At 60.1% G+C, this 13,387-nt stretch carries 9 protein-coding genes; 2 read left to right on the forward strand and 7 right to left on the reverse strand.

From position 1 onward, the window contains the following. Positions 1–102 precede the first annotated feature (102 nt). The gene (locus tag EGY12_RS18840) at positions 103–1,560 is read right to left on the reverse strand and encodes an amino acid permease (RefSeq protein WP_123894966.1); all 1,458 of its coding nucleotides are present in this window, start codon (positions 1,558–1,560) and stop codon (positions 103–105) included. A gap of 619 nt (positions 1,561–2,179) precedes the next feature. Here EGY12_RS18840 and EGY12_RS18845 point away from each other — a divergent pair. Further along, on the forward strand, positions 2,180–3,454 hold the full coding sequence (locus EGY12_RS18845) for a Glu/Leu/Phe/Val dehydrogenase (RefSeq protein ID WP_038871583.1): 1,275 nt from the start codon (positions 2,180–2,182) through the stop codon (positions 3,452–3,454). A 68-nt stretch (positions 3,455–3,522) separates the two neighbouring features. Here the strand turns inward: EGY12_RS18845 and EGY12_RS18850 are convergent, their stop codons facing one another. Then, on the reverse strand, positions 3,523–4,512 hold the full coding sequence (locus EGY12_RS18850; protein WP_123894967.1) for an ankyrin repeat domain-containing protein: 990 nt from the start codon (positions 4,510–4,512) through the stop codon (positions 3,523–3,525). Between the two features lie 336 nt (positions 4,513–4,848). Here EGY12_RS18850 and EGY12_RS18855 point away from each other — a divergent pair, with 336 nt between their 5' ends. After that, entirely contained in the window at positions 4,849–5,418 is a 570-nt protein-coding gene (locus tag EGY12_RS18855; protein ID WP_004937978.1) for a DJ-1/PfpI family protein, read from the forward strand. A gap of 7 nt (positions 5,419–5,425) precedes the next feature. Here EGY12_RS18855 and EGY12_RS18860 read toward each other — a convergent pair whose 3' ends face one another. From EGY12_RS18860 to EGY12_RS18880, 5 genes are all read right to left on the reverse strand, one after another. Next, complete coding sequence (locus tag EGY12_RS18860) at positions 5,426–5,779, reverse strand: DUF1493 family protein (RefSeq protein ID WP_060442746.1); 354 nt, start codon at positions 5,777–5,779, stop codon at positions 5,426–5,428. A gap of 158 nt (positions 5,780–5,937) precedes the next feature. Next, a complete protein-coding gene (locus tag EGY12_RS18865; RefSeq protein ID WP_123894968.1) occupies positions 5,938–7,380 on the reverse strand; it encodes an efflux transporter outer membrane subunit in 1,443 nt (480 codons plus the stop codon). Between the two features lies 1 nt (position 7,381). After that, on the reverse strand, positions 7,382–10,519 hold the full coding sequence (locus EGY12_RS18870; RefSeq protein ID WP_123894969.1) for an efflux RND transporter permease subunit: 3,138 nt from the start codon (positions 10,517–10,519) through the stop codon (positions 7,382–7,384). 1 nt (position 10,520) lies between these two features. Next, positions 10,521–11,663, reverse strand: a complete 1,143-nt coding sequence (locus EGY12_RS18875; protein ID WP_123894970.1) for an efflux RND transporter periplasmic adaptor subunit — start codon at positions 11,661–11,663, stop codon at positions 10,521–10,523. A 128-nt stretch (positions 11,664–11,791) separates the two neighbouring features. Then, positions 11,792–13,306 carry an MDR family MFS transporter gene (locus EGY12_RS18880; RefSeq protein ID WP_123894971.1) on the reverse strand — a complete coding sequence of 505 codons (1,515 nt, stop codon included), beginning with the start codon at positions 13,304–13,306 and terminating at the stop codon, positions 11,792–11,794. Positions 13,307–13,387 lie beyond the last annotated feature (81 nt).

The following is a 13,387-nucleotide window of genomic DNA, read 5'->3' on the forward strand; positions in this document are numbered from 1 at the left end:
TCTCCGTATAGCCCGGTTTGGTTTGCTGTTCAGCCGCTTAGCATACCGCAGTTGCCGCCGCTTGCCGAGTGGAGCGGCGGCAAGCGGCGCAGGATGCGCCGGTTATTCCGCCTCGGTGCCACGCTGATAAAACACGTAGCTCTCGCGCGTCACGCTGTCGCGGACCCGATAGCGCCAGATCAGGCCGAGCGTGGTAAACCACAGCGGCATGCTGCACAGCGCGATCAGCGTATCGCGATCGAACACCATCAGCACCAACGTAAAGGCGAAGAATGCCAACGTCAGCCAGGCCATCGCGATCCCGCCCGGCATTTTGAAGTTGGAATCGGCGTGCAAATCCGGCCGCTTCTGGCGATACACCAGGTAGGCGACCAAAATCATGCCCCAGCTGTAAACCACCAGGATCGCCGCCACGGTTGAGACGATGGTGAACAGCGTCATCACGTTCGGCACCAGCACCAGCAGCAAGGTGCCGGCCACCATGCAGAAGCAGGAAAACAGCAGGCTGCGGATAGGAATGGCCGTGGTGCGAGAAAGAATGCGGAACTGGCCGTGGGCGTGCTTTTCCATCGACAGACTGTACAGCATGCGGGTGCTGGAATAGACGCCGCTGTTGGCCGAAGACATCGCCGAGGTCAGCACCACGAAGTTGATCACCGCGGCGGCGGCCGGCAGCCCCGCCCGATCGAACAGCATTACGAACGGGCTGCTGTCCGGCGAGATGTGGCTCCACGAGGTGACGGCGATAATGGTCAGCATCGAACACACGTAGAAGACGATGATGCGCGCCGGGATCACGTTGATCGCCTTCGGCAGCACCTTCTCGGGGTTTTTGGTCTCTGCCGACATCGTGCCCAACAGTTCGATGCCGGTACAGGAGAAAATGGCGATCTGGAAACCGGCGAAGAAGCCGAAGATGCCGTGCGGCATGAAAATGGCGGGATCGATGACGTTATGCAGTGAAGCGGTCACGCCGTCCGGCGAAGTCCAGCCGCTGAACACCATCCAGGCGCCGGTGGCGATCAGCGCGACAATCGCCACCACTTTGATCATCGCAAACCAGAACTCGGCTTCGCCGAACATCTTGACCGACAGCATGTTGAACAGGCATAGAAAGCCCAACGTCAGCAGCGCCGGCAGCCAGGGCGAGACGTTGGGCAGCCAATACTGCACGTAGCCGCCGCACACCACCACGTCGGCAATGCAGGTAACGACCCAGCTCAGCCAATAGGACCAGCCAAGAAAAAAGCTGGCGCGCGGCCCCAGGTATTCGGAGACGAAATCGGCGAACGAGCGGTAATCGAGCCGCGTGAGCAGCAGTTCCCCCATCGCCCTCATGACCATGAACATGAAAAAGCCGACGATGGCGTAAGTCAGTACGATGGAGGTGCCCGACAGCGCGATGGTCTTGCCGGAGCCCATAAACAGCCCGGTGCCGATGGCGCCGCCGATCGAAATCAGTTGAATATGGCGCGCGTTCAGCCCGCGTTGCAGGGTTTGGGCACAGTTTGGCCCCCCGGCTGAACCTGGGTTCAGCCGATCGCAGTGATTTTTTGTCATGGTGTTACCTGTCCGTCATTAAGGCGATTAAGCAACCGTTGTGCGGCTGCAGCAGGAGTGAAACGCCCGTGGGCGCTCTAACCGGCAAAAAAATTGAGACCAAAAGCCGCCCGCCCCGTTGTGACAGGGAGGTAATAATAATGGGTACCGAGAAAATGCTCTCGTGAGCCGTCGTATCGCCCACGGTTGGCGTACTAAGCCTGAGCGTGGTGGGTAAATGCTACAATATCAAATGGTTATGCTTTCCCTTGTGCAACAAAAAAACGACGCCGGAGCCGTTTTAACATTAATTTAACTCTGGCGAGGGGAAATGCCATTGTCAACATGGCAGTTAAATAAAATGAAACTTTTTGATCACATTCAAGCTTCTGAAAAATAGATAAAAAGGGTTTTTATGCGATTTATATGCATAAATTATGCATGTACCCACTCGCCGCCGACGAAAAGTAATTAACTATTCATTTATCGGCCGGCGGGCGGCGAAAAACCGTCCGCTGGCCCGATGAGAGGGGGGCTAACAACCGGCATAATTAGTGGTAAATTTAGCGTCGCAAAGTGTTATGCGCTTGCTAATCCACGGTTAAACGAAATAAATACCTCTAATATATAAAGGTTGGTTATGGAAAAGCTATCCTACGCTTCAGACAGCAGCACCACCGCTTGGGCTACATATCTGCAACAAATCGATCGCGTCGCCCCTTACCTCGGCGAGCTGTCACGCTGGGTTGATACGCTGCGTCACCCTAAGCGCGCTTTGATTGTTGATATCCCGCTGCAGATGGACGATGGCACCATCCGTCACTTCGAAGGTTTCCGCGTACAGCACAACCTGTCGCGTGGGCCGGGCAAAGGCGGTATCCGCTTCCACCCTGACGTCGATCTGAACGAAGTGATGGCCCTGTCCGCCTGGATGACCATCAAGTGTGCCGCAGTCAACCTGCCGTACGGCGGCGCCAAGGGCGGCATCCGCGTCGACCCGTTCAAACTGTCTGAAGGTGAACTGGAGCGACTGACCCGCCGCTACACCAGCGAAATCGGCTTCATCATCGGGCCACAGAAAGACATCCCTGCGCCGGACGTCGGCACTAACGCCAAAGTGATGGCCTGGATGATGGACACCTACTCCATGAACCACGGCACTACCATCACCGGCGTGGTCACCGGCAAACCAATCCACCTCGGCGGCTCCCTGGGCCGTGAGAAAGCGACCGGCCGTGGCGTGTTCGTCACCGGCAGCGAAGTGGCCAAGCGTCTGGGCGTGCAGATCGAAGGCGCCAAAGTGGCGGTACAAGGCTTCGGTAACGTGGGCAGCGAAGCGGCTCGCCTGTTCGTTGGCGTCGGCGCGCGCGTCGTCACCATCCAGGACCACTCCGCCACCCTGTTCAACGCCAACGGCATTGACCTGACCGCGCTGACTGAATACCAGGCCAAGCACAAGCAGATCGCCGGCTTCCCTGGCGCCAGCGAGATCGAAAGCGAAGCGTTCTGGTCGGTTGACATGGACATCCTGATCCCAGCGGCGCTGGAAGGCCAAATCACCCGTCAGCGCGCCGAAATCCTCAGCGCCAAGCTGGTGCTGGAAGGCGCTAACGGCCCTACCTTCCCGGATGCGGACGACATTCTGCGTTCTCGTAACATCACCGTGGTCCCGGACGTTATCTGTAACGCCGGCGGTGTAACGGTCAGTTACTTCGAGTGGGTGCAGGACATGGCGAGCTACTTCTGGAGCGAGTCCGAGATCAACGAGCGTATGGACAAGATCATGACCGACGCGATGGTCCACGTCTGGAACAAGGCCGCTGAGAAAGAGTGCAGCCTGCGCACCGCCGCTTACATCGTGGCCTGTGAGCGCATCCTGACCGCACGTAAAGAGCGCGGCATCTACCCTGGCTGATGCCGGCTTATTTGGCCCGCGAGCGGGCCATTTTATCAGGGGGCGAAAGCCCCCTTTTTCGTTTTCACCTATTTTTGAAACAAGGCCACGATTTCTGGCGAATACAGGTCGGGATATTTTTCTGCCGACCCGAGTATATTCTGACGAACCGTTTTACCTTTTACGCTTGGATCTGCTGCCACATATTCTGCCGGGAAAGCCAGCGCATCTTTATCGGCACCCGCAGCCAACAAGGCCTTGACGCAGTCAGGATTATTGCTGGTCAGGCTCTCCAGCAGCGGTGTGCCAACAGGCCAGGGCTGTTGCTGGGGTGGTTGAGCATCGATAGAGGTTCCGGGTTTATGCAGCAAGGCGATACGCTGTGCCGCTTGCGGGTCCGGCTGACCCTCCTGAGAATAATCCCGCGTGCAAACAAAGTGTAAAGGCGTTGATCCTACCTTGCTGACGCCATAAGGATCTGTACCGGCGGCTACCAGCAGTTTGATGACCTCCAGATTAGCCGCCCCTTCTCCCATTATCGGTGAGAATCCTTGCGGGGTAACCTGCTTGGCATCCGCACCAAATTGCAGCAACAGTTTCACCAGCGCGGGCGCGGCTCCTTGGCTTTTGGCGGCGGCAATAAGTGGCGTATTAGTCCCCCCTTGTGCAATGACATTGGTATTGGCACCCGCTTTTAGCAAACTCTGTAAAATGTGAAGGTCATCATCGGATAATTCAGACTTTTCGGTATTTCCCAACGCTGACAACAATACGGTTTCTCCATTGTCACTGATGGGTTGATTCACATTCACCGACATATCAAGAAAACGATCGAGCAGCGCCGGCTGTTTGTAATAGGCGGCATACCATACCGTTTGAATAGTGGGGTGAGCGCCATTTTTTATCAGTTCATTAATGGTGTCCATATCGCTGCTACTCTTAGAGTAAGCATAGTTCATTACCGACTCATCCAGCTTTTTGGTGAGTTCCTCTTGTTCCCCTGCGTGTGCTGCAACCGAGCTCCCCAGCAGGCTCAGCGCCAAAGCGCAGGCTGTGGCACAGCGATTTAAAATAGGCATTCTTTTGTTCCTTCAAAATAATAAAAAAACTAAACAAGTGCTTTCTATTATTACGCAATGGTAATAATCACAGAATTCTGATGCATTCGTATGAAGCGTGTTAACCGGTTTCCTTTCCATTTTAGTGATGAGCCGTTTTTCTATCATAGGAAACAAACGAAAATCAAATTCATTACTGATTAGAACGCTAAGATAATTATGGGCTTTATTCTTACCAGGAAAGTCAACTCAATTTTTACGCTTGTTTATCGTGTATTCCACAGCACGTTGCGGTTCGCATTCCCAGGGGCGCTGGGCTATACCTTAGGCAATCCCCATCCCGCAGGAGTTGTGATCATGAGCAAGAAAAAGATCCTGATGCTGGTCGGCGACTACGCCGAAGATTACGAAACCATGGTGCCGTTTCAGGCATTGCAGATGATCGGCCATTGGGTGGACGCCGTGTGCCCCGGCAAAGCCGTCGGCGACTACATCCAGACCGCGATCCACGATTTTGACGGTGCGCAGACCTACAGCGAGAAACCCGGCCACCGCTTCACCCTGAACGCCGACTTCGCCGCCGCCAAAGAAGAGCACTACGATGCGCTGTTGATCCCTGGCGGCCGCGCGCCGGAATACCTGCGTCTGAACCCCGACGTGATCGCGCTGGTACAGGCGTTTGACGCCGCGAAAAAACCGATCGCTGCCGTTTGCCACGGCCCGCAGCTGCTGGCGGCGGCCGGAGTGTTGAAAGGCCGCACCTGCAGCGCCTACCCGGCCTGCGCGCCGGAAGTGCGGCTGGGCGGCGGCCATTATGCAGAGATCGGCATCGATCAGGCGCACGTCGACGGCAATCTGGTCACCGCCCCGGCCTGGCCGGCGCATCCGCAGTGGCTGGCGAAGTTCGCCGAGGTGTTGGAGCAGTAACGCGGCGTTAGCGGAGCTGCTCGATCAGGAAGTGGATATCGTACAGCCAGCGCTTGGCGCGCGCGGAGCGCACCAACATCGATACGCACAGCGGCCGGGGATGCTCTTTGCACGCGGAGGGGGAAAACCAGCGCCCGGTGTTGCTCGGCGGCTGGAAATACAGCTCGTGGTTATAGTTGCCGCTGTCGACGCCGAAGGTATCGAAGTAGCGACGCATCAGCGTATTGGAATCGCTGAACGACAGGTTGAGCGCGGTGTTGATCTCGGTTTCCGGGGTGATGGCCACGCCCTTCTTCAGCCGCCCTGATGCATTGAAGGCGGCGATAAGCGCGATGACCTGTTGCTGAATGTCTTCTGCCATGACGACCTCGAGCCGGTATGAATAAAAGATGAATGCGGTTCTCTGTCTGACTCTGCTCACCGCAGCGAGTTCTGGCCGCCGGCCGGGTTTTCTGTTTCTTTACACTTTCCATAAAAAAAACCGCGCGCAGCCAAACGATCGGCGCGCGCGGTCGGCGGTTAGCGGCTGAGCGTCGTCTTGTCAGCGATGACGCCGTCCCCCTGCCGCTCGGCGGTAACGCCGCCGCCCAACACTTTATACAGGGTGGCCTGGTTGTCGTACGCGGTCTGCTGCGCGGCGATCAGTGCCTGTTGCGCCGCGTACAGCGTGCGCTGCGCGTCCAGCAGCGTCAGGTAGCTGTCCACGCCCTGGTGGTAACGCAGCTCGGCCAGGCGATAATATTGCTGCGCCGCCGCCACATAGCCGGTTTGCGCCGCCAGCTGTTCCTGCAGCGTGGCTTTGCGCGCCAGCGCGTCGGCGGTTTCCTGAAATGCCGTCTGCACCGCTTTCTCATAGGTGGCGACATATAAGTCTTTCTGCGCCTGGGTGTAGTTGAGCTGAGCCGTGTTATAGCCACCGCTGAAGATCGGCAGGCTGATGCTCGGTGCGAACGACCAGACGCCGGCTCCGTGGCTGAACAACGAGGAGAGTTCACCGCTGCCCACGCCGCCGCTGGCGGTCAGGCTGATCGACGGGAAGAACGCCGCACGCGCCGAGCCGATATTGGCGTTGGCGGATTTCAGGTTATGCTCGGCCTGCAGCACGTCCGGCCGCTTCAGCAACACTTGCGAAGAGACGCCGGCCGGCAGATCGCGCATGATCCCACCCAGCGCCTCGATACCGCTCGGCAGCAGGTTTTCCGGCACGCTTTGCCCCACCGCCAAATCCAGCGCGTTTTTCGCCTGCGCAGCGCTGGTGGCGTAGCTGGCGGTATCCGAACGCGCCTGCTGGTAAACGGTTTCCGCCGATGCCACGTCAACCAGCGACGCAATCCCGTGCCGTTGATTGTTACGCGTGACGTCCAGCGACCGTTTGGCGCTCGCCATCGTCTGCTGCGCCACCGCCAGATTGCTGCGCTCGGCCGCCACCGCCACCCAGTCGGTGACGATATCGGCGATCAGCGTCAGACGGGTGCTTTTCGCCGCCTCCGAGTTCGCCAGATAGGTTTCGAACGCCGCGCGCGACAGGCTGGCGTTCTTGCCGAACAGATCCAACTCGAATGCGCTGACGCCGGCCGCGGCTTCGTAACTTTGGCTCAGCGCGGTGGCGTTGCCGCTGCCGGTCAGCGCCCGCCCGCGGCTGCCGTCGGCGGTGGCATTGATTGTCGGGAACAGCGCCGATCGCTGCTCGCCGTACAGGGCGCGCGCCGACGCGATATTGGCGATCGCCTCGCGCAGATCGCGGCTGCTGTTCAGCCCCAGCGCCACCACCTGGCGCAGCCGGGCGTCCTGCACATAGTCGCGCCAGGCGACGTCCGGGTAGCTCAGCGCCTGGTTGCCGCCGGCCTCGCCCTGCGGCAGGTTGGCGGGCACCGGCGCCGCCGGGCGCTGGTAGTGCGGATCCAGCGACAGACAGCCGGTCAGCAGCAGCGGTAAAGTTAACATCATGACTCGTTGCAACACGTTATTCTCCTGCCTGTGACGGCGGGTTGGCGGGCCGACGGGTAAACATACGGCGCACCAACACATAAAACAGCGGGACGAAAAAGATGGCCAATGCGGTGGCGGTGATGGTGCCGCCGATAATGCCGGTACCGATGGCGATGCGGCTGTTGGCGCCGGCGCCGCTGGATACCGCCAGCGGCAGCACCCCGGCGGTAAACGCCAGCGAAGTCATCAGGATCGGCCGCAGGCGCATGCGCGCCGCGTGGACCGCCGCGCCAATCAGCGTTTCACCCCGCTGATGCATCTCCTCGGCGAACTCGACGATCAAAATGGCGTTCTTCGCCGACAGGCCGATGATGGTGAGCAGCGCCACCTGGAAGTAGATGTCGTTTTCCAGCCCGCGCAGGGTGATCGCCAGCAGCGATCCCACCACGCCCATCGGCACCACCAACATCACCGCGAACGGAATCGACCAGCTCTCATACAGCGCCGCCAGGCACAGGAACACCACGATGAGCGAAATGGCGTACAGCGAAGGCGCCTGGCCGCTGGTCAGCCGTTCCTGATAGGACAGCCCGCTCCAGGAATAGCTGCTGCCGGCGGAGAATGCTGCCGCCAGTTTCTCCATCTCGCTCATCGCCGTACCGGAACTGACGCCGGCGGCGCCCTGCCCGGTGATCTCGAACGACGACAGCCCGTTATAGCGCGACAGATTTTCCGGCCCGTAGATCCAGTGCGAAGACGCAAAGGCGGAGAACGGCGTCATGCTGCTGGCACCCGACGCGTTGGTGCCGCGCACAAACCAGCGGTCGAGATCTTCCGGCTTGGCGCGGTACTGCACATCGCCCTGCATATAGACTTTTTTCACCCGGTTGCGATCGATAAAGTCGTTGATATAGGTGCTGCCGAACGCGCTGCTGAGGGTGCTGTTGACGTCGGCGGCGCTCAGGCCGAGCGCCTGCAGCTTGCCGTTGTCGATTTCCACCTGCAGCTGCGGGGTGTCCGGCAAGGTGTTGGCGCGCACCGCCAACAGCGCCGGGTTGTTGCCGGCGGCGGCGACGATATGATCGCGCATCGCCTGCAGCTCGGCGCGCGTAGTCGCTCCTTTGGCCTGCAGCTCGAAAGTGAAACCGTCGGATTGGCCGAAACCGTCGATCGCCGGTGGGCTCATCGAGAAGACCTGGGCGTCGCGCAGCGAGGCGAAGTGCGCCATGGCGCGTCGGGCGATGGCGTCGGCGGTGTTCTCACTGCCGTTGCGTTGGCTCCAGTCTTTGAGGCTGACGAACGCCATGCCAGCGTTTTGTCCGCTGCCGCTGAAGCCGAAACCGTTGATGGTGAAAATGGTGCTGACATTGGCCTTTTCCTGGTCGAGGAAATAGGCGGTCACCGCCTCGCTCACCGCCGAAGTGCGCGCGTTGGTGGCCCCTGCCGGCAAGGTGTACTGCACCATCACCGTGCCCTGATCCTCGTTGGGCAGAAAACCGGTCGGCAAACGCAGGTACATCACGGCGGCGGCGATCAACAGCAGGCCGTACAACAGCAGATAGCGCGTCGGCCGATGGATCACGCCGCCAACCTTGTCGGCGTACTTCTCCTGCAGACGGTCATAGCCGCGGTTGAATTTGCCCAGCAAGCCCGTGTCGGTCTGGGCGTCGTGCGCGGGTTTCAGCAGCGTGGCACACAATGCCGGCGCCAGCGTCAACGCCAGCACCACTGACAGCACCATCGAGGAGACGACGGTGATCGAAAACTGGCGATAGATCACCCCGGTGGAGCCGCCGAAGAACGCCATCGGCAGAAACACCGCCGACAGTACCAGCGCGATGCCGACCAATGCGCCGGTGATTTCGCGCATCGATTTCTCCGTCGCCTCGCGCGGCGGCAGCTTATCCTCCCGCATCACGCGTTCGACGTTTTCCACCACCACGATGGCGTCGTCCACTAACAGCCCGATCGCCAACACCATGCCGAACAGTGTCAGGGTATTGATTGAATAGCCGAACGCTGCCAGCACGCCGAAGGTGCCCAGCAATACCACCGGCACGGTGATGGTCGGGATCAGCGTGGTGCGCAGGTTTTGCAGGAACACGAACATCACCACCACCACTAACGCCACCGCTTCGAACAGCGTTTTCACCACCTCCTCGATCGAGATGTTGATAAAGTCGGTGCTGTCTTTCGGGTAAGCCACCTTGTAGCCCTGCGGCATGGCGCTTTGGTATTCCGCCACCTTGGCTTTCACTAATTTGGCGGTGTTGAGGGCGTTGGCGCCCGCCGCCAGCTTGACCGCGATCCCCGCCGCCGGGTGGCCGTTGAGGTGCGCGCTGGCGGAGTAGTCTTCGTTGCCCAGCTCAACCCGCGCCACGTCGCCCAGCCGCACCAGCGCGCCGCTGCTGTCGCTTTTCAGGATGATATTGCGGAACTGTTCCGGCGTTTGCAGTCGCGACTGCGCCTTTACCGTGGCGGTTAATTGCTGATCGGCGGCGGCCGGCAGATCGCCGATCTTGCCGGCGGACACCTGGGTGTTTTGCGCTTCGATCGCCGTCTGCACATCGGAAGGCATCAGCGCGTAGCTCGCCAGCTTGGTCGGATCCAGCCAGATACGCATCGCGTATTCCGAGCCGAACACCTGCACGTCCCCCACACCCTCGATGCGCGACAGCGGATCTTGCAGGTTGCTGACCAGATAGTCGGAGATATCGGCCATCGTCGCCTTGTCGCTTTCGTCATACAGCCCGACGATCAGCAGGAAGCTGCTCTGAGATTTCTTGACCGTCACGCCCTGCGCGGTAACCGCGCTCGGCAAACGGCTTTCCGCCTGCTGCACCTTGTTTTGCACCTGCACCTGAGCGATATCCGGATCGGTGCCCTGATCAAAGGTAACGTTGATGCTGACCGAGCCGCTGGAGCTGCTGGTCGAAGAGAAATACAGCAGGCCGTCCAGGCCGGTGAGCTGCTGCTCAATCACCTGCGTGACGCTGTTTTCCAGCGTTTCCGCATCCGCGCCCGGGTAGGTGGCGGAGATGGAGATCTGCGGCGGTGAGACGTCCGGGTACTGCGAAACGGGCAACGAATTGATCGACATCAGGCCGCACAGCATGATGATGATGGCGATCACCCAGGCGAATACCGGCCGCCGGATAAAGAACTGCGCCATATCACTGCTCCCCGCGTTGGGTTTTGTCGACCGAAACCTCAACCGGCTTCACCGCAGCGCCGATCGTGATCTTGCTGGTGCCTTCGACGATCAGGCGATCGCCTTCGTTCAGCCCGTTGCCGATCAGCCAATTGCTGCCCACCACCCGTTCGGCGCTGACGGTGCGCTGCGCCACTTTGTTCTGTTCGTCCACCACCAACGCGGTGGCTTCCCCTTTGGCGTTGCGGGTTATGCCCTGCTGCGGCGCCAGAATCGCTTTGGGATCGACGCCGTTATCCACCGTGGCGTGGACATACATGCCGGGCAGCAGCTCATGTTCGGGGTTGGGGAACACCGCGCGCAGCGTGACCGAACCGGTGGCTTCGTCCACCGCGACTTCGGTCAGCTCGAGCTTGCCGGCATGGGCATAAGGCGTGCCGTCATCCAGCTTGATGGCGACCGGCGTGACCGCGCCGCGCTGTAACGCCGCCTGCTGGCGCCGCAGTTTAAGCAACTGGGCGCTGGACTGGGTCAGATCGACATAGATCGGGTCGAGCGCGCGGATGGTGGCCAACGCATCGGTTTGGCTGGCGGTGACCAACGCGCCCGGCGTCACCGATGAGATGCCGATACGCCCAGCGATCGGCGCCCGCACCTGGGTATAAGCGAGGTTGATGCGCGCCGTCTCCAGCGCCGCCTGATACTGGGCCACCGACGCCACGGCCGCCAGATAGGCGGCTTTGGCATCGTCCGCATCCTGCTGAGAAACACCGTTCTCTTTCACCAGCGCCGCATAGCGCTGCGATTTGAGCCGGGTGGATTGCACCGTGGCCTGGGCGTTTTTCAGCTGGGCGGCGGCCTGATCGTAGCTGGCCTGATAGCTGGCAGGGTCGATTTGATACAATACCTGCCCGGCCTTGACCTCGGCCCCTTCGGTAAACAGCCGCTGCTTGATAATCCCGTCGACCTGCGGCCGCACGTCGGAAGTCATGGTGGCGTTGACCCGGCCGGTCAACTCGCTGCTCAGCGTGACCGGCCGGCCGCGTAGCGTGACGACCCCCACCTCCTGTTCTGCGCCGGCGCCGGCTGGCGCACCGGCGTTTTGCCCATCGCAGGCAGCCAGCAACAGCGACAGCCCAAGCACCAAAAACGTTTTCCTCTGCATTGCAATACGATCCTGTTGAGAATGACTATTCTCAATATATCGAATGCCGGAATGCGCTTCTGAAAGGGTTGCGTAAGGATTCGGTAAAAGTTCGTCGGGAAGAGCCGGCCGGAGCGGCTGGCGTCGGATTATTTGTGCCGCAGCGGCACGTCTTTCAAGAGCCAGGTCAGCGCAAAAGCCAACGCCATCACCCCAGCGGCAATTTGATACACCGAATGGATCGCCCCGCCGAAGGCCTGCAGGTAATCCTGCTGCAGCGCCGCCGGCAAATGGTGCACCGCTTCTGCACCGAGCGCGCGCGGCAGCTGCGCGCCTTCCGGCAACAGCTCCTCCAAACGGGTGTGCAGCACCTGCGTGAAAATCGCCCCGAACACCGCTACGCCTATCGAACCGCCGATAGAGCGGAACAGCGTGGCGCTCGAGGTCGCGACCCCCATATGCCGGGCCTCCACGCTGTTCTGCGCCGCCAGGATCATCACTTGCATCACCATGCCCAGGCCCAACCCCAGCAGGCAAATGTACAGGTACAGTTGCTGCACCGGCGTGTTATTGGTCAGGGTGCCGAGCAACGTCATCGCCCCTAATGCGCACAGGGTGCCGACAATCGGAAACAGCCGGTATTTACCGCGTTTGCTGATGATCCGGCCGCTGATGATCGAGCTGACCATAATGCCGCCCATCAACGGCAGCAGCTGCATCCCGGCCTGCGATGGCGTCGAGCCTTTCACCACCTGCAGATACAGCGGCAGGAAAGTCACGGAGCCGAACAGCGACATGCCGACGATAAAGCCGATCAGGCCGCACAGCACAAAGGTGCGGTTGCGAAACAGCCCAAGGGGAATGATCGGTTCACCGGCCAGCCGTTCCTCATAGATAAAGCCGCCCAGCGACACCAGGCCAAAGGCCAGAATGCACCACAGCTGGCCGTCCGACCAGGCCATGACCGTGCCGCCCTGGCTGGTGAACAGGATGATGCAGGTGAGCGCCATCGCCAGATAGCCGGCGCCGAGGAAGTCGATTTCATGCCGCACTCGATTGACCTGCGACTGAAACACCGCGCCAATCACCAGCAGGGCGAACAGGCCCAGCGGCAGATTGATGTAGAAAATCCAGCGCCAGGAAAAATGCTGCACCAGCAGGCCGCCGATCAGCGGACCCACCACCGTGGCCAAGCCGAATACCCCGCCGAACAGCCCCTGATAACGGCCGCGTTCGGCCGGCGGGATCACGTCGCCGACCACCGCCAGGGTGACCACCAACAGCCCGCCGCCGCCCAACCCTTGCAGCGCGCGCATCAGAATCAGCTGCGTCATGTTTTGCGCCAGCCCACACAGTACCGACCCAAGCAAAAACAGCACAATAGCGATTTGCAGCACAATCTTGCGGCCGAAGAGATCGCCGAATTTGCCGTACAGCGGCACCACGATAGTGGAAGACAGCAGATAGGCCGTCACCACCCACGACAGTTTCTCAAGCCCACCAAACTCGCCGACGATGGTCGGCAGCGCGGTGGAGACAATGGTTTGATCCAGCGCCGCCAGCAGCATTACCAGCAGCAACGCGGAAAACAGCAACGTGAGCGAAGGCGCCTTGGCTGGTGCCCCGCCGCGATCGGGCCGGGTTGTCGGGTTTTCAATCTCCATCGGAGTCAGTTCACTTGTAATTAATTAATCGCATAATTAATATATGAATCATCCTTTTCTCCGGTCAATGGATCTCACCGC

Origin of the sequence: Serratia sp. FDAARGOS_506, assembly GCF_003812745.1 — a bacterium.
GTDB lineage: Bacteria > Pseudomonadota > Gammaproteobacteria > Enterobacterales > Enterobacteriaceae > Serratia.